Raw genomic sequence first — 24,889 nt, 5'->3', positions numbered from 1 at the left:
CGTCCTGAGCCAGGATCAAACTCTCCAATAAAGTTTGTTACTGGTTCAAAGCTGGCAAATCATTAATGATAGACTCATCAACGCTTTCGCTGTTCAGTTTTCAAAGAGCATTTTTTGTCGAACGTTTCATATCTTATCACGTTCGTTGTTTACGAGTCAAGAACTTTTTTATCGAAAGTTGTTATCTTTTCTCGTGTTTTGTCGTCGTTCTTGGCGACAAGGAATAATCTATCACATCTAAAAATAGAATACAAGAGCTTTTTGCTAGTTTATCAAAAAAACTTTGGACAATGAAACAGGGCCTCCATAAACAAGAGGCCCCTGCTTTCCTTGTATGAAGCTTATTGCGCCGTATATCCGCCATCAATTACGACGGCCTGGCCGGTGATGCCCTGCGCTTTCTTGCTCGCCAAAAACGCAGCGTAGTCGGCGATTTCCTGCACCTGTAACAGCCGCTTTTGCGGAACTAATGGATAGATCACTTCTTCCATGACCTTTTCCAGCGGCACCTGTCTCGTTTTGGCCAGATCAGCCAGTTGGTTTTGAACCAGAGGCGTATCGACATACCCTGGGCAGATCGCATTGACGGTAATGCCGTCTGCAGCCCCCTCCAACGCCGCCACCTTGGTCAAGCCGATTACTCCATGCTTGGCGCTGTTGTACGCAGCTTTCCCCGCAAAGCCGATCAAGCCGTTGATGGAAGCCATGTTGATGATCCTCCCGTAGCCCTGTTGTTTCATCACGGGAAAGGCGTGCTTGATCGCGATAAACGGCGCTGTCAGCATGATGGCGATCATCTGCTCGAACTTGGCCGTAGGAAACTCTTCAATCGGCGAGACAAACTGAAGGCCTGCGTTGTTCACCAAAATATCGAGCTTGCCGAAAGTTTCCACGGCTTGCTGGATGCTTTTTTGTATCTGCTCCTCGTTCGTGACATCGGCACTCAAGCTCATCGCCTCATAGCCTTCCTCTTGCAAGCGGGCAGAAGCTGCATCCGCAGCGTCCCGGTTCAAGTCCAGCAGCATGACTTTGGCGCCCTCTGCCGCAAACGTCCGGGCAATCTCAAGCCCGATCCCGCTCGCTGCTCCTGTTACCAATGCCACTTGATTGTTCAATAGTTTCTCCATATGGTTTGTCTCCTCTCCGGCATGCTGTCTATCCCCGTCCATGCGGGATGTTATGTTGCGAACCTAGAAAATGGAAACAGCGAAGGCCAGTATAAATACGGCGGCTGTTTTCAAAATGGTGATGGCAAAAATGTCCTTGTACGACTGGCGATGCGTCAAGCCGGTGATGGCGAGCAGCGTGATGACCGCTCCGTTGTGCGGCAGCGTATCCATCCCGCCGGAAGCCATGGAAGCAATCCGGTGCAACAGCTCTGGACTGATCCCGGCGGCGTTGGCCATCTCCAGGTATTGCTTGCCCATGACCTCAAGTGCAATCGACATCCCGCCAGAAGCCGATCCGGTCACACCTGCCAGCACGTTTACCGCTACAGCCTCCGAGACGAGCGGATGGTCGCTCGCACCCAAAATCCAGTCTTGAATCAGCTTGAAGCCAGGCAATGTTTTCACGACGTTTCCAAAGCCAACTTCGGACGCTGTATTGAAGATCGCCAGCAAAGCACCCATGGCTGCTGCGGTCAAACCGCTTGCCAGCTTCGTTTTGACCTGCTTCACGTTAATGAGCAGCGCTGCAATGATCCCCAGGCTAAGAGAAATAATCAGTGCCCAAGACGACACGACGTTTTTCACTTTTTCAATTTTGAACGAATCTTTGAGCATCGTAGCGTCATACCAGTTTTCGACCGTCCAGATGCCACGGCTGAACAGGTAGTTGCCGACGAGCACGAGCGCCAGCGGAAGAATCGCTACCCAGATGTTCATGTACGTTTCGGTTTTCACCAACTCCGGCTCGTTCGAATGTCCTTCGCCATAGCCTTCTCCGGCGGCAGCCGCCTGTTTGCGTCTGCGTTCCAGCCACGCCATCCCGCCTACAAAAACGATGATGGCGCCGATAATCCCCACAACCGGAGCCGCATAGGCGTCCGTACCGAAATACGTCGTAGGAATGATGTTTTGAATTTGCGGCGTTCCCGGCAAAGCATCCATCGTGTAGGTGAATGCCCCGAGCGCAATCGTTCCCGGAATGAGGCGCTTAGGAATGTTTGCTTCACGGAAGATCGCTGCGGCAAACGGATAAACGGCAAAAGCGACGACGAACAGCGACACCCCGCCATACGTCAAAATCGAACATGCCAGAACAACTGCCAAAATCGCCCGGTTGGAGCCAAGCGCTTTCACGATCGTATGCGCGATCGACGAAGCGGCACCGCTCAGCTCCATCACTTTTCCGAAAATCGCACCAAGCAGGAAGATAGGAAAAAATGATTTCACATAGTTGGCTGCGTTGGTCATGAATGTTTCCGTGTAGCTGGGCAGCAGCGCAATTCCCGACATCACGACTGCCAGCAGCGTAAAAATCGGGGCAAAGACGATAACAGGGTAGCCCCGGTACGCGAAAAACATCAACAGACCAAGCGCGATCACGATGGACAACACTTCAATAATCATACAATTCTCCTTTCGAATGGCCCTCCGCCTGGAGAGCATAGTGTGTGTACCCACCAAAAGAAATCGCTTACATCCTCTCTTGAATTGCATGGATCGTGCCAACGTGGGCCAAATTCCGACAAATCGCGATCAGACGCGGCTTTGCGCCAAACGGACAGCAACAGCAAAATGATAGCGCTTGCAAAAACTTCCGGATTTCCGGAAAAACGCGTCCGCATTTATGGAATCTAGCAAAAATCACCGCGAAATCCATCTGCCCGAAAAGTCAAAACCTTCTGCCGCTGTCCGCCTTCTCTCTTTTTCTCTTTCCGGAAACGCGGAATCTAGCAAAATGCGACAAGGGACGACAGTTAGCACACCACCTGGCTCCGTCCAGCTTTCTCGCGTGAACGTCGCCTGCCCCTCCAGCCCCTCCGGCCTCTACAGCGACAGCGCCTCTCTCGATCAAAAAAAGCCGGGACCGCGGCTTGTCCGCCATGTCCCAGCTTCTAAAAACACTGCCTTTATTTCTTCTGCTGATACTTCTCCCACTTTTCATAAAAGCTGGACTTGCTGATCTGCAAAAGCTTTGCCGCCTCCAGCTTGTTTCCTCCGGCCTGCTGCATCGCCAGCAAAATCGCTTCCCGCTCCGTCTCTTCCATCAACTGCTTGAGCGGCCGCAGCTCCCTGCCGGACGGAGAAATAGCAGCAACTGGCGCGACCTCGTCAGAAGCCGGCAGCCAAATGTGCTCCTTTTTCAGCACATCGTCCTCCACCAGATGCAGCGCCCGCTCCAGCACGTTGCGCAGCTCCCGTACATTTCCCGGCCAGGAATAGCCGCGCAGCACCGTCCACACGTCTTCGTCGATCACCTTGACCGTGACGCCCGTGGACTCGCTCAGTTGTTTGAGCAGGTTGGAAACAAGCTCCGGCAAATCCTCCAGCCGCTCCCGCAGCGGAGGAATCGACAGGGTGACTACGTTTAAGCGGTAGTACAGGTCGGCGCGGAACTTGCCTTCCTTGATGCGCTGCGGCAAATCCAGGTTGGTAGAGGCGATGACCCGCACATCAATCGGCGTCGTCCGCACGGCCCCGACCCGCTCCACTTCTTTTTCCTGCAGCACCCGCAGCAGCTTGGCTTGCAGCGGCAGCGGCATGTCTCCGATCTCGTCCAGGAGGATCGTTCCGTGATTGGCCAACTCGAACTTTCCTTTTTTCCCGCGGCGCACTGCTCCGGTAAACGCTCCCTCTTCATAGCCAAACAGCTCGGACTCCAGCAATGAATCAGGAATCGCCGCACAGTTCACGCGGATGAACGGCCCCATTTTCCGCTTGCTCTGCGCATGAATCGCATGGGCAAACAGCTCCTTGCCCGTGCCGCTCTCTCCGGTAATCAGCACCGTCGAATCGCTCGTCGCCACCTTTTGGGCGAATTTTTTCAGCTCCTGCAGCTTTTGATTGTACCCGACGATCTGGTCAAAATGATAGGTCGCCCCCATCCTGCGCCGCAGTTCTTTTTTATAGTAAGTCAGCTCGTCCTTCAACTGATCGACCATTGCGGCCAGGGCAGTCAGCTCTTGCACATCCTGAAACAGCACCGTCCCGAGCACGGCAATGACCTTGCCCTCGTCCATGATCGGGATGCGGTGGGCGATCATCTTCTGCCCTTTGATTTGCTGGATATCCGCAATTTCCGCGACGCCCGCCTGGCCGACGATATGCATGCGCGTGTTTTCGATGACGTCCGTCACTGGCTTGCCGATGACGTCCTGCACATTCAAAAATTCCCGATAGCTCCGATTCATCAAAAGGATTTTGCCGTCCCTGTCCGTCACAATCATCGGCTCATGGGCATTCTCGAAGACGACCTCGAGCAGCTTGCTGATTTGCTGGAGATTCCAATCCAACACGGCTCCCCCTTTGCCTGGAATATCGCTGTGCCGAACGGTCGTTCACAGCTCGTTACTTATGAATTATAGCAGGAGACATCAGGGGAAGCCTGCCTTTTCCCGCGAAAAGCACCCACAAGCCCGCTCTACTGTGCCTGCGCGTTCGCCTGCACCTGCTTGACCAGACGCTTGGGGGCTGCGCACAGATAGCCTTCCAGCAAATAGTCGGCGAGCATGTCATAGTCCGCGATATTTTTGGCGCGGATGGACACCCAGCCGTGATGGCCGATGTAAGGCGTCTTGTAAAAGTGCTCCTGCGCAAGCAAAATTTCCTGCGTCGTCTTGAGCACCTTGAAGGACAAGGCTGGCCCGTCAGCACCGCCCTCGCCCATAATGACAAACGGCTTGTCGCTTACCCGAAACGACGTGTGCCCAAAACCATCCACCTGTTCCGTTACCTCCGGCAGACGGACCGCCAGCTTTCTCACGGCCGCTTCCATAGCCAGACCTTCCTTAGATGAAATCCGCTCATGCGCCACCTGACCGCACCCCCGCTCTTTTTTCCAATGCTCTGGCTCAAGCCTCGCTCGCGCCTGGGACAAGGCCAGAGCATTTGCCGCCACCGCAGCACACGCTGCCAACCTCATGCAGCCTCAATATGATCCAATCTGTTCTGCATCAGCTCCGGCCTTTCCTTCTTTCATGCGATACAGCGGCAAAATAAAGCTCAAGCCGATAATGAACAGCGCTGCCGAAATCGTATAGATCGCGACGAGCGGAAGGTGCAGCTTCAACACCCCGGCTATACTCATCATGATGACCATAGAACCTGTAAACAGCGGGGTCAAAATCCCGTTAACCCGCCCGATGAAGGAGCTTTCCGTATATTTGAGCAGCATCGTATTGATCCCGATCTGGATGCACGGCAAAAGCAATCCAGCAACCAGTTGGGCCAAAAGCGTCAGCCACAGATGCGTAGACACCCCGCAAATGCCCAGGGCAACTGCGTTCCCTAGCATGCCCATGACGAGCAGCCTTTGCGGCGGAACGTTTTTTGCCAGCGCCATCGTCAGCGCCCCTCCTACAATCATGCCCACACCTTGCACCATCAATAGCCATTGCAGGCTTTCTTTCGGCAGATGGAGCTGTTCTGTCACCAGGAAAATCGCCAACGGCTGCACCATCCCAATGCCGAGCCCTGCTGCCATGAAACAGGCGCCAAGCAGCGACAGCACCCGGTTGGAGAGCACGTAGCGGATTCCGCTCGCCATTTCCGCAAGCAGAGCCGAGTCTTTCTTCTCCTCTGTCTCCACGCGGTCAGGCGGCAGCAGGTACAGCACGCCAGCAGAAGCCAGAAATGCGATGGCCGTAATGACCATAGATGCTTCCATTCCCCATTGCTGGAACACGAATGTGCCGACAATCGGGCCGAGCACCATGAAAATGGCAAAGATCGTCTGATAGGCGGACATCCCGGCTTGCAACTGCTCAGCAGGCACATGCAGCTTGAACAGCTTCATCCCTGACGGCTGGGAAAACTGGGAGAGCACAGCCGAGATCAGCGTAGCGAAGAAAATCGCCTTCCACGTTCCGAGCATAAACGTGATGAGCACCGCGACCACCGACAAGGCGCTGAGCAGATCGCACCAGACCATCGTCCGTCTCGGCCGCCAGCGATCAGCAAACGTCCCGGCGAGAAACGAGAAGAGGAAAATCGGCGCGTACTCCGCTACCGAAATCATGGACACGGCGAACGGGTCGCCTCCGGTATGGTCCATCACGTAAAGCAGGATGGCAAAGTTGCGCACCCAAATCCCGATTTGCAAAAACAGGCCCGACAACAAAATGGCCCTGACATAGCGGTTCTGCAGCATATTAGACATAAAAAAGCCTCCTTATCCATTTTGCGATCTGGACAGGAGGCATTACATACTGACACCAAAAAGACATAGAAACCTTCTGCAAGAAAGACAAAGGCTCTACCATCTATTCGCCAATATGCACGTACTACTCCCATCCAAAAAACGCATCGTCATTATCCGATTGCTTTTGTGGAAATAGGAGTTAGTAGATCATTGGCTTGATGGTCACCCTTCCTTGTAGAATGATCCAATAGTACCACAAAAAGTTATAACGTGACAAGAAAAAATCTGGAAATCTTGTCCTATGCTTTGTCTACAAATGTAATTCGCTCCGCTGCCGGAACGCGCGGCTGCGGATTGGGAATCGCCGCCGGGTAGCCGATGTGCAGGTTCCCCAGCACTCTTTCGCCAGGAGCAATGCCCATCGCTTCGCGAAATTCTGGCTCGTGAATCCACGGATACGTCTCCCAGGTCAGCCCGATGCCTTTTTCCCAGGCAAGCAAGCTGAAGTTGTGGATGACGATACTCGTCGAGGCAAAATCATCCTGACGCTCGATCAGGTTCGGGCTTTCCGTCATGATGACAGTCATCAGCATCGGAATCGCCATGATTTTGTTGTAAAACTTCTCGCCTACTTCTTTCTTTTTCGCAGGGTCCAGCTCACGTTTTTCCTTCATGATCCGCACCGCTTCGGCGATTCTTCTGCGCCCTTCGCCGTACGTCACGATAAAGCGCCACGGCTGGGTCATGTGGTAATTCGGCGCCCAAACGGCTGTGTCCAACAGTTCGGCAACCAGCGCCGGGTCTACCTCGCGATCTTCAAAGCGGTGAATCGAGCGGCGCTCCTTAATCAATTTTGCCAGTTCCATTTTTGTTCCTCCCTTTTCTCCCCTAAAGCCAGAGGAGCGCCCCTCGTATAAGTGGCGCTCTCTTTTTCGCTTTATGAAAATGGCTTTTTTACATGTATGCTACCTTCTCGCTCTGCTGAGCAGATAGAAGAAATACGGCACGCCGATAATCGAGATGACGATCCCCACCGGCAGCTCGACAGGGGTAAACACGGTCTTGGCGATAAAGTCTGCGGCCACCACCATCAACATCCCGATCATACCGGACAGCGGCAGGACGTGTCTGTGCGCAATCCCCGTCAAGCGCTTGGCGATGTGTGGCGCCATCAAGCCGACAAAGCCGATGCTGCCGGACACAGAGACGCACGCGCTGACGATCCCGATGCTGGACAGCAGCAACCGGTTGCGCTCTTTTTCTACCGACACCCCAAGACTTTTCACCGATTCCTCGCTAAGCTGCATCAAATCGAGTACGTGCGCCTTGCGCAAGAGGACCGGGGACAACAGGATGAGCCACGGAAGCATGCCCGTAATGTGGGTCCAGTTCGCATTCCAGATGCTTCCTGTCAGCCACACCGTTGCCATTTCGAAATCGTTCGGATTCATTTTCAGCGACAGATACAGCGACACAGCGCCCAAACCTGAGCCGATGGCGATTCCGACCAGGATCAACCGTTGCGGGTCAAGCGTTCCTTTGCGCCAGGCGAACATGTAGATCAGCGCTGCGGCGAGCAAGCCCCCGGTCAGACCGAAAAGCGGCATCGCCATGATCGAAAACCAGCTTGCCTCCGTAAACTTTCCTTGGAAGAAAAACATGAACGCTACAATCGCCGCACCTGCCCCGGCGTTGATCCCCAAAATCCCGGGGTCTGCCAGGCCATTGCGGGTAATGCCTTGAATGACGGCCCCGGCAATGCCCAGGCCAAAGCCTACCAAAGCCGCAATGACGATGCGCGGCAAGCGAAAATCGAAAATGACGAGATCGTGATCGGCGGACGGTTCGATGCGCAGCAAAGTGCGAACCACATCCATCACCGACATGTCGAACACCCCATTTGTCAGGCTGATGTAAATCGCCGCAACAATCAGGAGAATGTTCACTGTCAGCAGCAGACGAAACCTGCTTTTTTTCTCAGGCATGCTTGCCTCCCCCTCTCTTGTAAATCAGATAGAGGAAGAACGGTACGCCAATAAACGCAGTCACCACTCCGATCGGCGTCTCGAACGGGCTGTTCAGGAAGCGGCTGAGCACGTCCGCCAGCCCGAGGAAAACGGCGCCCAAGACGCCTGCGCACGGAACGATCCAGCGATAATCGAGCCCGACCAAAAAACGGGTGATGTGCGGAATAACCAGGCCGACAAAGCCGATTTTTCCGGCCAGTGCGACCGAAATGCCCGTGAGAATGACGACGGCCGCCGTAGCCAGCACTTTGACCAGCATCGTCTTTTGTCCCAGACTGAGCGAGATTTCCTCGCCCAGCGACAAAATCGTGATGGACTTGGACAAAAGCAAGGCCATGACAATGCCGACGACTGCAAACGGAATCGAAAGCGAGATCAACCCTGGCTCCAATTGGTGAAGCCGGGCGTTGTACCAGAAGCTGACGTTTTGCGAGACTTGAAAGTACGAAGCGATTGCCGCCGAGACACTGCTCAAAAATGTTCCCGTGATCGTCCCGATCACAGCCAACGCAACAGGCGAAAAACCGTTTGGCAGCAACCTGGACAAAGCGAGTACCATCATTACCGCTGCTGCCGATCCGGCGAGCGACATAAAGATCATCGTCGTGTTCGATGCAGCAGGCAACAGCACCATGCAAAGCGTAATGGCGAAAGCCGATCCGTCGGAGACCCCCATAATAGAGGGGGACGCGAGGTAGTTCCTCGTCATCCCCTGCATGAGTGCCCCCGATATTGCCAAAAACGCTCCGATCATGAGTGCGCCCAACACTCGCGGCAGGCGGGAGTGCATGATGATCTGGTGGTCCACATTCCCTTCGTCAAACTGGAAGAGAGCCTGATAGATGGTGTACGCGTCGATCTGCTTGGCCCCGTACAAAACGGAGAGCACGATCACGAGCACAATCGCTATGGGCGAAACCGCAAGTATGAGGATAGGTACTGCTTTTTTCGATTGCATGCGATTAACCTCGCCTACTCCTACTTGGCAGACAATTTTTCAACAGCGGCCTTCAGGAAGTTTACTTTACTCCAAGCTGTTCCGCCTTGTGCGAGCGGATCGACTACGTTTACGAATACTTTGCCGTTTTTCACAGCGTTGATGCTCTTCCAGATCGGGTTGTTTTGCAAATCTTCCAGAGCTTTCGGGTTGTCTTTGTTCTCGTCAGTAGAGAATTGGACGAAGATGTAATCCGGGTTGATTTCGCTGAATTTTTCCAGAGACACGACTTCTTGTGCCTTCGCGGCTTTTACTTCCGCCGGAGCTGTCAGGCCCAGGTCAGCATACAGGGACGGGTTGAAGAACACTTTTTCCGGATAGATGTTGATGCTGCCGCCACGTACACGGATCACGACGACTTTTTTGTCTTTCAAGCTGTCGCCCAGTTGTACTTTGGCTGCTTCTACATCTTTTTTATAGTCATCGATCACTTTTTGCGCTTCCGCTTGTTTGCCAGTCAGCTCACCCAGCAAGAGCAGGTTTGCTTCCCAGTTGGTAGAGATGTGGGAAACCGGGAAAGTCGTTTTGATTTTGCCCAATTTCTCCATCATTTCTGGCGGGAATTTGCTGCTGCCCAGAATGACGTCTGGCTTCAGGGACAGGATGGTTTCCAGGTTTGGTTGGGTTTTCTCCCCGATGGATTGCGCTTCCCCGGTTACTGGTGCAAACATCTCCGGGAATTTGCCGCCGACGGAAATTGCCCCTACCGGTTTTACGCCGAGCACGAGCGCGTCTTCCATGGACTCCATGCTGCCTGTGATGACGATGCGCTCGGTTTTGCTTGGAACGGTGTATTCTTTATCGAGATATTTGAGCGTGCGCGTTTCCGCTTGGGTTGCCTCTGCCGCAGGTTTTTCTGCCGTTGCGGTAGTTGCAGCAGGTGCTGCGTTGTTGTTTGCAGCGTTGGAGTTCGCTGCTTGCTGTCCGCCGCACGCAGTCAGTGCCATTGCCAGCATGGCGACGCTAAAACCAAGATATATCTTTTTCATCCTTTGAAAAGCCCCTCTCACATATTTGTGTAATATTTGTGATTGATAACGATTATCATTCGTGATTATAAAGCATCTGCGTATCCTCGACCATGGACGATATCCAGAATCAACATGGACGATCTCCTGAAAGCAGCTTCACGCATTGATTGATAATCCGTTCATGGGCCATCGCCGAATATTCCCGCCACGGGTCTGACGTAATCAGATGCGTCCGATTGTTGCGGACGGCCTTCAAGTCTTGCCAATGCACCGACAGCTTCAGCAGCCGGAAATGCTCCAGCGTCTCTGCTTCCTGGCACACGAGCAGCAAAATCCTGTCCGGGTCAAGCGCTGCTACTTCCTGCAGCGTCACAGGCTGGTCGTACACCTTCGCTTGCGTGACGTAGGCGGGATTCATTTGCAGGCCGTTGTAAAAAACGTCGTTCATGCTGCGGTTGCAGTGCACTGCCAGCTCGTGTTTGAACACGCGCAAAATGAGGAACTTCTCGTCGCCCAGCTTTTGCCGCAGTCCTTCCCGCGCTCTGCCCAGCTTTTCGTCATACGCGGCGAGCCAATGCTCCGCTTCTGCCGATTCGCCCAAAAAATCGCCAATCATCTGCAACTGCTCCCGCCACCCCAGCGCTTCAAACGGCACAAACAGCGTCGGCGCGATCCGGCCAAGCTGCTCTCGCTCCTGCGCGTTGGCCTTGTCCAAGGACAGGATGACGTCTGGTCTGGCTTCCTGCAGCATCTCGATGTTCGCCTTCCAATTTTCATTTTGGCGAAAGGCGCTCAGATGGACGGGAATGTCGTAGCGGTAGTTCTGATGGTAATAGGCCGTCCATTTCGGGTGGAGCGGCGCCGCGTACGGAATCATCTTCAACGCGAGCATCTGGCCGATGAGCGGCGCCCTGTAGGCGGCGATTTTGCGATTGCGGCTTTTCATATAAACAGTAGGAGAAACGCCCACTTCCTTTTTGAACTTGCGGCTGAAGTAAAACTCGTCGCTGTAGCCTACCTGGTGCGCGATTTCCCGCAGCTTTGCGTGAGATTGCGCCATCAGTTGCTTCGCCCGGCTGATGCGCAGCTCGGTGACGTAGTCCATCGCGGACACGCCGTACGTTTTTTTATACAAGTCCACAAAATATTTCGGGCTTACTTCCGCGATGCGCGCCAACTGCTCGATCGTAATGTTTTGCGAGTAATGCTCTTCCATGTAGGCGCGGGCCCGCTCCAGCGCCGTAGCAGAGTCCTGGGCAGTAAAATCGACGGACTTCGCGATGTGGTACCACAGCTCCTGAAACAAAATCTGGCTGCGATAACGGTCGATTCCCCCATCCTGCTGCCACTGCTCCGCGATCGAATCGCAATGCATGACAAGCTGCCCGGCGGATCGGACGGAAACCTCGCCCACCAAAGGAAACTCGTGTTCCTCCCGCAAAGCGCGCAAATGTCTTTTCCGCTTTCTGGACTCCATAAAAACATCGAAGCGCAACACGTACATCCGCAGGTCGTCTACGGAGTCCGGGTCGATGCCGAAGGTGCTCATCGGCGGGCAGACGTAGATGGCATCCTGACGCAGTTGATGCTCCACGTTTTCCAAACGCAGGCGTCCTCGCCCCCCGGTGACGACCAGCAAGATGTGCGCGTTCGTAAACTGCTGGCGGAGACGCTCATGCTCGTCCCCTTTTACCCAGGCAATATCGCGAAGCTTGAAAATGACATCCGCCATCACATGCTCTGTAAACTCCTGAAACAAGGCTTGCCTATCGCTCATCATTGTCACACCTTTTGCCTTACGGAATAGTTCACAACGGACTGCTTTTATGTAAAAACGAATCGTTTCTTTAATTATTCATTTTGATAATAATTCTCAATATCGTGCTAAAAGTATATCAAAATAGGGCCGAGCTTCCTATCTTCAATTATTAGCAGCGCCCGAAATGAAAAAAGCTCCACCTCCAAAAAGGCCGAGCTTTTCCGTCGCGATATCAGGCTTCTAGCGGGCTGCTCACCGTCTGCCTGCCTCGCTCATGTACTTCATGATTTTGATGACGTAATGCTGGGTTTCTTCCGGGGCGAGCGTCAGCCACTGCTTGCCCCCCTGGCGAACGGCGTGCCAGACGTGGTTCAGCCCCCAGTTGTACGCAGCCAACGCCATCGGCAGATCGCCGTCAAATTCATACAGCATCTCCTTGATGTACATGGCGCCGCCCAAAATGTTTTGCCACGGATCCGTTCGATCCACGCCGAGTCCGCGGGCGGTCCTCTCCTTGAGCTGCATGATCCCGAGCGCCCCCGCCCTGCTCATGCCTGCATTTTGGCCAAAATCAGATTCCGCATAGGCGATCCCGTAAAGCAGCAGCGAATCGAGCTGAAACAGGCGGGCTGCCTTATCCAGCCACTTCTTTATTTTCGGAAGTTGCTCCCCGTCCTCTGCCGTTCTATGCGGAATGCGCAAAATTTGACCGACATGGAGCACGTCGGAAACGAGCCGGTTTGCCTGCTGAAGCGCTCCGATCGTCGTGCCGTGCGCACAGGCAATTTGCCACAGGCTTTCTCCCGGCTTGACTGTATGCCGTGCGTCGCTCACGCAAAGCGGCTGTCCCGGACAGCCATGCTCCCCGGCACCAGGCACGCAATCGGCCGCATCGGAAGCCAAAATCCCTTCCTCCACGAGCGTGCGAAGCATAAATCGCGCGCGTTGCCCGTAAGTATGAGAACGAGCCGTCCGCAGTCCGTGCGCCTGAAGCGTTTTTCTCTCGTCTGGCCTCTCCAGATAGTGCCGGAGCAAATCCACTGTCTGTATCGGCGAGGACGATGCCAGCATATCATGGCCGGGAGTAAAAATACGCCTCAGCCCGATAGAGTCGCGCGCGAGCAGCAAACTGCCGCTTCCTGCTGCTTGCAGCATCCGCTCCGAGATTGGCTTTTCTAAAGACTGCACCTCGATGACGATATCGGCTTGCCGATAGACCTGCCGTGCCTCCATCCGGCCTGGCTGCTCCACAATCCAGTCGCGCGGAATGTTCAAGCCAGAAATAGGCTTCATCTGCCCCCATTCCTTGCCGTAAAAACGGACGGGAATCCCCAGCGCCAGCAACGGCCAGATGAGCGTGTGCAAAGAACCCGCGAGATCGTGCTCCAACTGATGCCGATACATGTACGGGCAAGCTGGAGATACGACTGCCACAGGCAGGCGTGGGCCGTTCCCGCTCTCGCCAGGCTGATACAACTGCTCGTCGTAGCCGAAGTCCATATGCGCAGCGCGGATTCCGGCCTCCCGATAGACCAAAACCGTTTCCGGCGAGACGGTAAAGACAAAATCAACCTGCATGCGCAGCGCGACAGGCAGTGACCAGATGTGGACAAAAGCCGGGTCTTCCTCCGCCCAGTAGACCAAGGGCACCTGCGCCTGCTTGATCTGCTCGCACAAGTACGCTTGCTGCGTCAAGGTCAGCTCTGGCCCCCAGCCTGTCATGACGATGAGGGACGGCCGAAACGATTGCAACAACGCAGGCAGATGCCGCTCGGTCAACAGCCCGGAAATCAGCACCTGATGGCCAGCGTCGTGAAACCCGTACGGCAAACCGTGAAGGAGCGCCTGGCACTTTTCCAAAAACAAAATTCTCATGTGCTCCCTCCACCACGTCAGTTTGCTTTTACTGCTGTCGCTCCCTGATTTTCAAATATTGATCGACGTATATATCATAGGAAGTCAGCCCGTTTTCCTTCATAATGTGCTCGATGGTCACGCCGTAAGCCTGGGCAATTTTCCACAGCGTATCGCCGGGGCGGACATCGTGCACCTCGTACCGCTCGCGAATCAGGTCCGCGTACGAGATCAACTGGCCTTGCCCTGCCGCAGTGGCGAGCGTTTGCGGCAAAAGCCCTTGCTCTTGCAGCACCTGCACCATGTAGTCGGCGCGATGCTGATAGTTGGCGTGGCTCACAGCCCGTCTTCCCTGCTCGCGGATTTCTTTTCGCTTCTCTGGATGCTGCAAGTAATGCTCGATGATTTGCAGCGTATCTGTGGCAGAAGCAGCCGCGACCAGTTCTTTTCCGGACGTGAACATGCTGCGGACGGCCTCTGTATCCTGGGTGACGAGAAACCCGCCCGAGCCTAAAATCTCATATGTCCGCTGTGTGAGCTGCGTCTCGTAGTTTTGCAGGCCGATCATGATGTCTGCCGAGCTGTAGACTTTGTGGGCATCCGGGTAAGACAAATAGCCGTGAATCCACTCTGATGGAATGTCCATGCCCAAATACGGCTTCATTTTATCCCAGTCCCGCCCGTAAAAGTCGATGCGCATGCCCTCGTGAAGCAGAGGGCGAATCAGTGTAAACAGCGAAACAAGCCGATAATGGCCGCTATACTGCTCAAATACATGCGGATAAGCGTTGGCAACAACGGCGATGGAGGTGCGATACGCCTCCTCGGCCGGAACGGGACAATGGATGCTGGAGTGAAATCCGAAATCCATGTGTGCCGCCTTGATCCCCCGCTCCGCGTAATAATCCAGGCGCTTTGGGCAAATGGTAAAGACGAAATCGGGCTGCACTCTTTGAATAAGCGGCATCGTAAAGCTCTCTGTAAACGTAGGGTCTTCTGTCGCCCAGTAAACGAGCGGCACCTCTGTTTGCCGGACATGCCGAAAAATCCAGTCCAGCTTGACGGGTGTCTGCTCCGGCCCCCAGCCGATCATGACGATCAAATCCGGCTGAAACTCTCCCAGCATCTCGGGAATGTTTTGCTCCGTCAGCGGCCCCGAGATCATCACATCGTGTCCAGAGTCGCGAAACCCGTTTGGCAGCCCGTGAATCCACATCGGATGACTTTCCAAAAACAGTACGCGCATTTCCTCACCTCGCCGTCCTTCCTTCTGTTTCCACCCGATTACGGTTTACGTCCTTTTTGGTTTGGCAAATGCCTGCAGCTTTCCAAGCCCGTACTGGATGAGCTTTTCATTTTGGCTGTCAATGCCGTAAAAGAGCGTCCAGAAGCTGATGGTCTTGACGTAAAACGTTGTGATCCGCTCCAAAAATCTGGCGTCAATCTCCCGGGTGTAATGGCTCAGCACTTTTTGGGTAAAAGCCGCGCCGTACGCCCGGTATATGCCGACAAAATCATAGGCAGGGTCGCCTACCCCCATCGCTCCGAAGTCGATAATCCCGCTCAGTTGCCTTTTTTCAAAGTCGTAGAGCAGATGCTCCGGCTTCAAGTCGTTGTGCAGCAAGGCCGGCTTGAACCGGAAGTAGTCCGGGTTCGCCAAAAACGACTGAAAGGTTTGCCGGGTCCACCGTTGCAGCTCGACAGGCATGTAGGAAAAAGCCTTCCGCTCGATCCGTGCCAGAAAGTTCTCGTAAAAGAGCCGGGTCAACCCCGGATCAATCGCCTTGTCGAACGACTTTTCCAGCGGGTAGGCATGCAGACCGCTCAGAAAGCCGCCAATCGCCTCCGCTACCTTCTCTTGCTCCTGCCCGGACAGCCCGTTCATCTCTTCGCGGTAAAGCGGCTTGCCGAAAATCATCGGATAGCCTACGTACTTGATGTCGTCGGTCGGCGCAGAAGAATAGACAAACTGCGGAATCGCCACAGGCACCATCGACTCAAGCTGTGGCAAAATTTGCGTCTCCCGGCTGATAATCGCTTTGGCTTCTTCGGTCTTGGGGAAGCGAAAAATCATTTTTTCTCCCACGATGACGACGAAATTGCTCCAGCCTGTATCGTCCACCCGGAATGTTTCGTTACGTAGCTCTGGATATCGCTCTTGCAGCAGCTTGCGCAAAGGCTCGAGTTGCACACGAAATACGCCCCTTTCCAGACTGCGTTCTAACTCAGTTGATGTATTGTATGACTTGGCTCACGAAAGGCAACGATAAAAAAGCCCCTAATGAAGCCTGCCTAGCAACATTTGGGGCTTTGCCGATATAAACGTGCTCATGGAAAAAAATTTTTTAACAATACTCAGCAAATATAGTATAATGGTGATAATGATTTTCATTTTCGTAAAAATTCATACTAGAGAGATTGTTACACATAAATGGCGGGTTGTTTACTCACAAAAACATATATAGAGAAAGGGAGGATTCTATGGAAAAAGTTTTGGAAGTAAAGGACTTACACGTGTCTTTTGATACGTATGCAGGTGAGGTAAAAGCGGTGCGGGGGGTTTCCTTCGACTTGCACAAAGGAGAGACTCTGGCCATCGTGGGCGAGTCCGGCTCCGGAAAATCGGTTACCTCGCAAGCTCTCATGCGACTCATCCCTTCTCCTCCGGGACGTATTCCGAAAGGACAAGTCCTGTTCGAAGGAAGAGATTTGGTCACCCTGTCGGAAAAAGAAATGCAGGACGTTCGCGGCCGCGATATTTCGATGATTTTCCAGGATCCGATGACCTCTCTCAACCCGACCATGACGATCGGGAACCAAATCATGGAGAGCTTCATCAAGCACCAAAAGCTGAGCCGTTCCGAAGCGCGCACCCGCGCCGTCGAGCTGTTGGAGCTGGTCGGGATTCCGTTCGCAAAAGAACGCGTCGATCAATACCCGCACCAATTCTCCGGCGGGATGCGCCAACGGATTGTCATTGCGATCGCCCTCGCCTGCAATCCTAAAGTCATCATTGCCGACGAGCCGACGACCGCGCTCGACGTTTCCATTCAGGCGCAAATTTTGGAGCTGCTCAAAGACATTCAGAAAAAAATGGGCACCTCGATCATCTTCATTACCCACGACCTCGGCGTCGTAGCCAACATGGCTGACCGCGTAGCTGTCATGTACGCGGGAAAAATCGTCGAGATCGGAAAAGTCGACGAGATTTTCTACGATCCCAAGCATCCGTACACATGGGGCCTGCTCGGCTCGATGCCTAGCCTCGATACGGACGACGAAGAGCTGATGTCTATTCCTGGCTCCCCGCCAGACATGTTCAAGCCGCCTGTCGGCGATGCGTTTGCTGCGCGCAATCCGTACGCCCTGAAAGTCGATCTGGAATACGAGCCGCCGATGTTCAAAATTTCCGACACGCACTATGCGGCAACCTGGCTGCTGCACGAAATGGCTCCACAGATCGACCCGCCCGCTTCTGCTGTGCGACGCAAGACTGCTTCTGCAGAGGCGAAGAAAGTCGAAAGCTCGCGTCCGAAAGCAACGATCTCGTACGACCAGCGCGAGAAGATCGTGGAAGTCAAAAACTTGAAGCAGCATTTCGACCTTGGCGGCGGACAAGTCTTGAAGGCTGTCGACGGCATTACTTTTGACATCTACAAAGGCGAGATTTTCGGACTCGTAGGCGAATCCGGGTGTGGAAAATCCACTACGGGCCGGACGATCCTGCGCCTGTATGACGCCACTGACGGCGAAGTGCTGTTCAAAGGCAAAAACGTCCACGGCAAAAAATCAGGCGAAGAGAAAAAATGGCTGAACCGCAAAATCCAGATGATTTTCCAGGACCCGTATTCGTCCCTGAATCCTCGTCTGACTGTATCCGATATTATCGCGGAAGGTCTGGATATCCACAAGCTCGCTACTAAAGAGCAGCGCATTGCGAAAGTACATGAGCTTTTGGAAACGGTCGGTCTCAACCGCGAGCACGCCAACCGTTACCCGCATGAGTTCAGCGGCGGGCAGCGCCAGCGCATCGGTATCGCGCGCGCTCTCGCAGTCGATCCTGAGTTTATCATTGCCGACGAGCCGATCTCCGCACTGGACGTATCCATCCAGGCGCAGGTCATCAACCTGCTCAAACGTCTGCAAAAAGAAAAAGGGCTGACCTATCTGTTCATCGCCCATGACCTGTCGATGGTGAAATACATCAGCGACCGCATCGGCGTCATGTACCGCGGCCGCATCGTCGAGTTGGCGGAAAGCAACCGCCTGTACGAAAATCCGATTCACCCGTACACCAAGTCCCTGCTCTCTGCGATTCCTTTGCCAGATCCGGATTACGAGCGCAACCGCAAACGGATTGTGTTCGACGATCAGGAGTACCTGCAAAACCAGGACGAGGAAAGAGTGCTGCGGGAAATCGAGCCAGGCCACTATGTCGCCTGCACCCAGAAAGAATTTGAACGCTACGGCGGCGGCGTGCTGGTGTAAGACTCGTGCAAAAACGTGCAAACGCGTACACGCATGCCATACCAAAAAGGGAGAGAGCCTTGGCTCTTCTCCCTTTTGCTTTTTCATCTGTCAAGGCTTCATTCTGAGCAGGCGCATGCTGTTTAAAATGACCAGCAAAGCAGCGCCCGTGTCGCTTAAGACTGCCAGCCACAAGGTCAGCCAGCCCGGAAAAATCAGCACGAGTGCGGCCAGCTTCACCACGATGGAAAACCAGATGTTTTGCTTGATAATCACCAGCGCTTTGCGGCTGATTCTGACGGTGTGCGGCAACTTTTCCAGATTGTCGGCCATCAGGACGATATCGGCTGTTTCCATCGCGGTATCCGTCCCTGCTCCGCCCATCGCGATGCCCAGGTCGGCAGTTGCCAGCGCAGGCGCGTCGTTGATGCCGTCCCCGACCATTGCGACGACTTTGCCCTCCTGTTGCAGCTTTTTCACCGCTTCCACCTTGTCCTGCGGGAGCAGCTCGGCAAAATAACGGTCTACGCCCGTCTGGGCCGCTACCTTTTTCGCCGTTCCCGCATTGTCGCCTGTCAGCATGATGATCTCGCTGATCCCGGCCGCTTTCAGCTTGCTGATCGCGCCGACGGTAATCTCGCGGATCGTATCGGCCACTGCGATCATGCCAAGCAGCTTTTGGCGGGTGCCGATCACGATCAGCGTGTTGCCTTCCGCTTGCAAAGACGCGATCTGCTCCTGCCAGGCGCTCATGTCTACGCCCAGCTCGGCAAACAGCGCGGGCTTTCCGGCGTAGTACACTTCGCCATGAATCGTCGCCTGAACGCCTTTTCCCACCAGCGCCTGGAAGTCCTTGCCCGCGAGCGCCGCTACCTGCTTTTCCTTGGCGTATGCCACAATCGCCTGGGCAATCGGATGGCTGGAGCGCTCCTCCATCGTTCTGGCAATCGCGAGGATGGCTTCCTCCGTCTCGCCTGCGGCCACCACCTGCGTCACGCGCGGCTTGCCCTCTGTCAGCGTGCCTGTTTTGTCAAAGGCAATCGCCTCAATCGCTCCGGCCCGCTCCAGAAATGTCCCGCCTTTTATCAGCACGCCGTTTCGCGCTGCGTTTCCGATCGCCGATACGATGGCAACGGGCGTCGAGATGACCAATGCGCACGGGCACGCGACCACAAGCAGCTCCAGCGCCTTGTAAAACCATTCTCCCCACGTGCCCATGCCGAGCACGGGAGGGAACACGATCACGAGCAAAGCGAGAACAAGCACGATTGGCGTGTACATGGCGGCGAACTTGTCGACGAACGCCTGAGTCGGAGCCTTTTTCTCCTGGGCCTCCTCCACCAGATGAATGATGCGCGCAATCGCCGTATCCTCGACGAGCTTTGTCACCTTGATTTCCAGAGCGCCGCTTTCATTCACGCTGCCTGCGAACACCGCGTCGCCCGCCTGCTTGTCGACCGGGATGGACTCCCCGGTAATCGGGGCCTGATTCACGCTGGAATGTCCGGACAAAATATCGCCGTCGAGCGGGATTTTCTCCCCCGGTTTGACCACGATCACGTCGCCTACGCCAATCTCTTCTACGGACATTCTCGTCAGCGCATCGCCTTTTTTCACCCACGCTTCAGGCGGAGCCAAATCCATCAGGTTGCGGATCGAATCGCGCGTCTTCTCAATGGACTTGGTCTGCAGCAGATTGCCGATGGAAAACAGCCAGACAACTGTCGCTCCCTCCAGCCACTCTCCGATCAGCGCTGCGCCGAGCGCCGCTACGGACATCAAGACGTTCATGTCCAGCGACTTGCTCTTGATCGCGTAAAAAGCGCTGCGCGCCGGGCGGTAGCCGCCGCTGATAATGGACAGGGCGTACAAAATCGTGCTGACCGACGGAGAGGCGCTGGTCAGCGAAACCAAAAAGCCAAGCGCCAGAAACGCGCCGGACAGTGATGTGAGGACGGTGCCTGCGCGATCGTTTTGGACCGCCTCGCGGGCTGTTCGCCGCTCAAGCCGTTTGGCGCTGTAGCCTGCCTTGGCGACTTCCTTGATGACGGCTTCGTCCTGCAGTCCGTCGGAGACGAGCTGCATTTTTCCGGTGGAAAAGTTGACGCTCACTTCCTTTACCGCAGGCAGCGACTTCATGTGCCGCTCCAATGACTTCGCGCACGAGCTGCAGTCCATGCCATGCACGCGATACACAATCGCCTGCGCAGACAAAACGCCCGCGCCGTCCGAAGCGATCGCGGCGGCTGGCTCCAGCACCGTGAGAATTTTTTTGTCATGGGTATGCTCCGAGCTGCAATGGTGCCCGCTGCAGCACCCGCCTTGTTTTGGTTGATTTGACATAAGCTCTCACCTATTTCCCAAGCATCTATTTTCCCCAACTGCTTCCGCGTCCATCCAACAAACATTCAAACAAATATTTAATTATTATATTATCGGATACCAGTTTCTGGTTCAAGTGAAGATTTTTAAAGTTTTGCGCCTATTTGTTCCCCATGAAAAAAGGCCAACCAGAAAACGCTGGCTGACCTGACAATATAAAATTGGCTCTCGTCAGATGATATCCCCTAATGTCCAATGAGTGATCGCTGCAGAACGCAATATGGGCCAAGTACAGCTTTCAGCATTCGGAAAAAATGATGATCCAGCAGGCTATCCATTATTACGAGGATCAACTCCTCCCGGCATAGCACTTTAGACAAATCACACACTCACAATCTCCTAATCACACTTCAGCCGCGCATGCGCATTAAGTGGCGTTTCGATCCCTTTCCACCTATATTCTCATCTCTACATTTGTCTTATACAAGGCCTGTTTCCAGGGGCATATGCAGCCAAAACTTCTGTTACGTGTTTTGTGGATTATCGCAGTCGTTGAAATATGTTATATTTTTACTTTTTTTTAATAGATTACAAAATACGACAACATTTTCATTCACTTTCTGATAATTTTAATATTGTGAAAGGTCCTTCCCGGACTAACACCAAATTAATATGGAGGAGAACCAAATTGAAGAAACATCTTTTCTCTACGATTACTTGCACAGTTCTACTAGCCTCTGTCTTAGTGGTGCCAGCAGCGAATGCAGCAAAAGTGGATTATTCGAGTTTGAGCAGTAAAGAGCTGGCAAAAAAGGTTCTTTCATTAAGCGACACTCAAACAAAATCGCAACAGCATTCGTTAAAGTCGGCGATTGCCAACCTTTCTGACGAAGAGTTCGATTCTTTTGTCCACAACTTAGTTATGCAAAATAACGGAACCGACGAAGAATTGTCGGATAAACTAAAGCCGCTTGGAGTAGAGTTAGAAACTAAGAAAAACAGTAAAATTGGCACTACCGCAATGCAGGCTGCAGACATCAACCTCGAGATTACAACCGCCAAGCGAACTGGCCAATCTTACTATCGTCTAATTGCTTCTTGGGATCCAGACGATAACGAGTTTTACCCTGCGACTTATGACTTACTCTCTATTGAATGGGATCCTACTGTGGGGGAATATTACGACCATAACGTGGGAAGTACAAAGTATGTAACAGCTCGGGATGGATCAGAACGTAAAAAGGGAATTTACTTGTTCAATGTACATGACTATCAACTAGACTTCGGCTCTTATGCTGCAGTCTATGTAACCAAAAAGAAAAACGAAACGTTAGATTTTGGTGCAAGATATGTTCACACCTTTGACACCAGAACATGGGGAACCAACATCGAAGCAAACTTTAATTATGAAAAATCGGGTCCATCTGGTGGCTTAACTTTTAAACTTACGCCAACCAAGACAGAAAAAAGTTGGCAAGTGTGGGATGATGGAGCTTTGGAGTGGTAGTTTGAAAATATAAGAAGAGCATTCGAATAACCGAATGCTCTTCTTATCATTTAAGAAAGGGCGAAACGAAAAATGAAAAGAATGTCAATGTTTCTTTTGCTTGTTAGTTTGTCTCTCATGATTACCTCTTGCACCACGATTTCACCCGAAGCTTTACCTAATCAATTTCAAATTACGTTAACGGATGTATTTAAACATCAACATGTAAATTCAATCTATCAGTTCAAAACAATTACCAAAGAACTATCTAGCGTAAAAGACAAAGAAAAATTAGCGTATATCTCAGGAATGATTGATAGTAATCTAGTTGATAATCCCACTTTCCTTCCAGGGATTATCCTAACCAATGATGAAACAAAACAAATAATAGCCGATGAACAATTGCAGTCTGAAATCTTAACGTTATATCAGAATAACAAAGATTATCTAAAAAAATTACAATCGTTAATTAAACAGAATGATCTTATACAAATCCAAAATAAACGAGATGAACTAAAGAAACTAAGTACACTTATGGAAAAAATAAATGATGATCGGCTTTTCAGCAATGATAAATCAAAAATCGAATCATATAAAAAAGATCTGGAATTGGTTATCCAACAATTTCCGAAGTAACAGAATTATCCTCACTTTCCATCTACTGTGGTGGCCTCCAGCCATAACGCAAACTGGCGATCGCTCTACGGTATAGAACCGGGAACGATCGCCAGTTTGTTGAAACAGTTCTTTTCTAGCATGGACAACACGACTTTTGGAACTTTGCAAACGACACTGCGGCGGAGCTAGAGCCTTTTTTTCGTTACTTCGTCTGCTTCTGTGCAGCGTTGGCAGCCGTTTGCCAACGCTCGCCACAGTCCAGGCAGACGCATTTGAGAATTTTTTTCTTTTCCAGGTGCATGCGAACGGCAAACAGCACGAATGCGCCCATCAGACCGAGAAACAGGAAAATGACAGGCGTTCCTTTCACGGAGACGCCGATCCCCCCGAGCACCACCAGTACAGCCGCGTAGATGGAAATATATAAAGGTCGGTTGATCGTTTCGGTAAAGTCGATTTTCTTGGAACGGCACTTTGCGCATTTTTGTTGGAAACTCATCGCTTTCTCTCCCTGTTTTCACAATCACGTACAAATGCAATCATGTCCATCTTACACGAAAACAGGGAGGGACACTACTGCTATCCTCTGCAATTGCTCGCGAGGCGCTGATCGTCCTCGGGCGCTGGCTCCCGCTGGCTCCCGCTACCTTGCGATCGGAAAGCCTTGTCTCGCCCATTCGTCAAAGCCGCCGAGCAAATTTTGCACACGGGAAAAGCCGTTGGCCCGCAGCAAACTCACGGCTACCGCGGATCGTCGCCCGCTTTTGCACTGAACCAGGATCGGAGTATCGCGCGGCAGCTCCTGCATGCGCTCTGGCAAGTAGCCGAGCATGATGTGCTTCGCTCCCGGGATAGCGCCTGCCTCCCACTCTTTTTGGTAACGGACATCGAGCACGTACAGTTGTCCTGCCTGCACCTGCTCTCGCGCCTCCCCAGGCGTGATTTCTGCGTAGGATTCAAACCGCGAATCGCAAGCAAGCTCGTAGACAGCAGGGTCCATCACACCAGCTACCTGATCCACCCCAATCGACTGCAAATCTTTCAAAACAGCAGGAACGGACTGCTGGTCGACGAGCAGGTACACGGGGCGTTCATAGTCCAGCAGCCAGCCCGCCCATGTGGGAAAAGATTTGTCGTACGGCAGGTTGATGACTCCCGGCACATGTTTTTTGGCAAATAAGCCTGGCGGACGGGTATCCACGACAACGCCCCGTTTCGTCCACGCTTCCACTACGCTGATGGAGGCTTCTGCATGCACAGGAGCGGCTATTTGCTGCACCAGCCGCGGCCCTACTTTGTTCCAATGCTTCATCATCGCAAAATAAGTCGGCGGCTCAGGCTGGCCCGCAAGCAAGCTTTGCACGAACTCCTGTTCATTTTCATGCTGCAACGCCCAATTCGTGCGCTTCTCATACCCGACCGTCGACGACTGGACGGCCCCGATCGCCTTGCCGCACGCACTGCCGGCCCCGTGCCCCGGCCAGACTTGCAAATAGTCGGGGAGCTGCTTGAAGCGCGTCAGCGAGTGAAACATTTGGCGCGCCAGCTCTTCGGCGGAGCCGCTCACGTTCGCCGCTTTTTCCAGCAGGTCCGGGCGGCCGACGTCACCGACAAACACGAAGTCCCCGGTAAAAATGCCAATCGGTTCATTCGCTGGCGAGCCGCCGTCCGTCAAGAGCAGCGCAATATGCTCCGGCGTATGTCCTGGCGTGTGGAGCACCTCGAAGGCCAGCTTGCCGATCTGGAATGTATCCCCGTCTTTGAGCAAGCGGTGGCTGTACCCGGCGGCGTATGCGTAGTGCCACTGCGGCCCTCCTTCGTCTGACAAATAGAGGACGGCTCCGAGTCTGGCCGCGAGTTCCCGCGCACCGGAGAGGAAGTCGGCATGGATATGGGTTTCCGTCACGCCGACAATCTGCACGCCGTTTGCTTTTGCCGTCTGCACATACTGCTCGATGTCGCGCGCCGGATCAATCACAATCGCTTCGCCTGCCGCCTGGCAGCCGACCAGATAGGAAGCCTGGGCCAATTTGTCGTCGTAAAAATATTTGAGCAGCATACCGTCGCCCTCCTTCATTACTT

19 protein-coding genes are annotated in these 24,889 nt (G+C 53.4%); 3 read left to right on the top strand and 16 right to left on the bottom strand.

Going from position 1 to position 24,889, the window contains the following annotated elements; genetic code table 11:
- Positions 1-341: 341 nt before the first annotated feature.
- From AC27IT_RS24610 to AC27IT_RS24550, 13 genes are all read right to left on the bottom strand, one after another.
- Positions 342-1,127 carry a 3-hydroxybutyrate dehydrogenase gene (locus AC27IT_RS24610; RefSeq protein ID WP_005832572.1) on the bottom strand — a complete coding sequence of 262 codons (786 nt, stop codon included), beginning with the start codon at positions 1,125-1,127 and terminating at the stop codon, positions 342-344.
- 63 nt (positions 1,128-1,190) lie between these two features.
- On the bottom strand, positions 1,191-2,573 hold the full coding sequence (locus tag AC27IT_RS24605; protein ID WP_221843116.1) for a GntP family permease: 1,383 nt from the start codon (positions 2,571-2,573) through the stop codon (positions 1,191-1,193).
- A gap of 503 nt (positions 2,574-3,076) precedes the next feature.
- A complete protein-coding gene (locus AC27IT_RS24600) occupies positions 3,077-4,459 on the bottom strand; it encodes a sigma-54 interaction domain-containing protein (protein ID WP_327921340.1) in 1,383 nt (460 codons plus the stop codon).
- A gap of 128 nt (positions 4,460-4,587) precedes the next feature.
- Positions 4,588-4,980 carry an MmcQ/YjbR family DNA-binding protein gene (locus AC27IT_RS24595; protein WP_197187049.1) on the bottom strand — a complete coding sequence of 131 codons (393 nt, stop codon included), beginning with the start codon at positions 4,978-4,980 and terminating at the stop codon, positions 4,588-4,590.
- 114 nt (positions 4,981-5,094) lie between these two features.
- Positions 5,095-6,324 carry an MFS transporter gene (locus AC27IT_RS24590; RefSeq protein WP_007779357.1) on the bottom strand — a complete coding sequence of 410 codons (1,230 nt, stop codon included), beginning with the start codon at positions 6,322-6,324 and terminating at the stop codon, positions 5,095-5,097.
- Positions 6,325-6,605: 281 nt separating this feature from the next.
- Positions 6,606-7,172 (bottom strand): nitroreductase family protein, encoded by a 567-nt coding sequence (locus tag AC27IT_RS24585; RefSeq protein WP_221843114.1) that lies wholly within the window; start codon positions 7,170-7,172, stop codon positions 6,606-6,608.
- A gap of 99 nt (positions 7,173-7,271) precedes the next feature.
- Positions 7,272-8,291 (bottom strand): FecCD family ABC transporter permease, encoded by a 1,020-nt coding sequence (locus AC27IT_RS24580; RefSeq protein ID WP_007779360.1) that lies wholly within the window; start codon positions 8,289-8,291, stop codon positions 7,272-7,274.
- Entirely contained in the window at positions 8,284-9,291 is a 1,008-nt protein-coding gene (locus AC27IT_RS24575; protein ID WP_005832560.1) for a FecCD family ABC transporter permease, read from the bottom strand. Before AC27IT_RS24575 ends, AC27IT_RS24580 begins: the two co-directional genes overlap by 8 nt.
- Before the next feature lie 20 nt (positions 9,292-9,311).
- Positions 9,312-10,319: an iron-hydroxamate ABC transporter substrate-binding protein gene (locus tag AC27IT_RS24570; RefSeq protein WP_487092152.1), complete on the bottom strand. Its 1,008-nt coding sequence runs from the start codon at positions 10,317-10,319 to the stop codon at positions 9,312-9,314.
- Positions 10,320-10,428: 109 nt separating this feature from the next.
- Entirely contained in the window at positions 10,429-12,078 is a 1,650-nt protein-coding gene (locus tag AC27IT_RS24565; protein WP_327944315.1) for an AraC family transcriptional regulator, read from the bottom strand.
- Between the two features lie 234 nt (positions 12,079-12,312).
- Entirely contained in the window at positions 12,313-13,935 is a 1,623-nt protein-coding gene (locus AC27IT_RS24560) for a DUF3880 domain-containing protein (RefSeq protein ID WP_487092151.1), read from the bottom strand.
- A 28-nt stretch (positions 13,936-13,963) separates the two neighbouring features.
- Entirely contained in the window at positions 13,964-15,160 is a 1,197-nt protein-coding gene (locus AC27IT_RS24555; protein ID WP_025847191.1) for a DUF3880 domain-containing protein, read from the bottom strand.
- A gap of 45 nt (positions 15,161-15,205) precedes the next feature.
- Complete coding sequence (locus tag AC27IT_RS24550; protein WP_025847193.1) at positions 15,206-16,105, bottom strand: phosphotransferase family protein; 900 nt, start codon at positions 16,103-16,105, stop codon at positions 15,206-15,208.
- Between the two features lie 290 nt (positions 16,106-16,395).
- Here AC27IT_RS24550 and AC27IT_RS24545 point away from each other — a divergent pair, with 290 nt between their 5' ends.
- Positions 16,396-18,402: an ABC transporter ATP-binding protein gene (locus AC27IT_RS24545; protein ID WP_487092150.1), complete on the top strand. Its 2,007-nt coding sequence runs from the start codon at positions 16,396-16,398 to the stop codon at positions 18,400-18,402.
- Positions 18,403-18,492: 90 nt separating this feature from the next.
- Here the strand turns inward: AC27IT_RS24545 and AC27IT_RS24540 are convergent, their stop codons facing one another.
- Positions 18,493-20,724 carry a heavy metal translocating P-type ATPase gene (locus AC27IT_RS24540; protein WP_487092149.1) on the bottom strand — a complete coding sequence of 744 codons (2,232 nt, stop codon included), beginning with the start codon at positions 20,722-20,724 and terminating at the stop codon, positions 18,493-18,495.
- 667 nt (positions 20,725-21,391) lie between these two features.
- Here AC27IT_RS24540 and AC27IT_RS24535 point away from each other — a divergent pair.
- Positions 21,392-22,210, top strand: coding sequence for a hypothetical protein (locus AC27IT_RS24535; RefSeq protein WP_487092148.1), 819 nt, complete (start codon positions 21,392-21,394; stop codon positions 22,208-22,210).
- A gap of 72 nt (positions 22,211-22,282) precedes the next feature.
- A complete protein-coding gene (locus AC27IT_RS24530) occupies positions 22,283-22,825 on the top strand; it encodes a hypothetical protein (RefSeq protein WP_487092147.1) in 543 nt (180 codons plus the stop codon).
- A 184-nt stretch (positions 22,826-23,009) separates the two neighbouring features.
- On the opposite strand, the gene AC27IT_RS24525 is transcribed toward AC27IT_RS24530, so the two are convergent.
- Both AC27IT_RS24525 and AC27IT_RS24520 read right to left on the bottom strand, forming a co-directional pair.
- Positions 23,010-23,306 carry a hypothetical protein gene (locus tag AC27IT_RS24525; protein WP_025847202.1) on the bottom strand — a complete coding sequence of 99 codons (297 nt, stop codon included), beginning with the start codon at positions 23,304-23,306 and terminating at the stop codon, positions 23,010-23,012.
- Between the two features lie 144 nt (positions 23,307-23,450).
- Entirely contained in the window at positions 23,451-24,866 is a 1,416-nt protein-coding gene (locus AC27IT_RS24520; protein WP_025847204.1) for an MBL fold metallo-hydrolase, read from the bottom strand.
- Positions 24,867-24,889 lie beyond the last annotated feature (23 nt).

This window comes from Brevibacillus sp. YAE8 (assembly GCF_057543335.1).
This window is presented reverse-complemented; position numbering and strand designations above follow the sequence as displayed.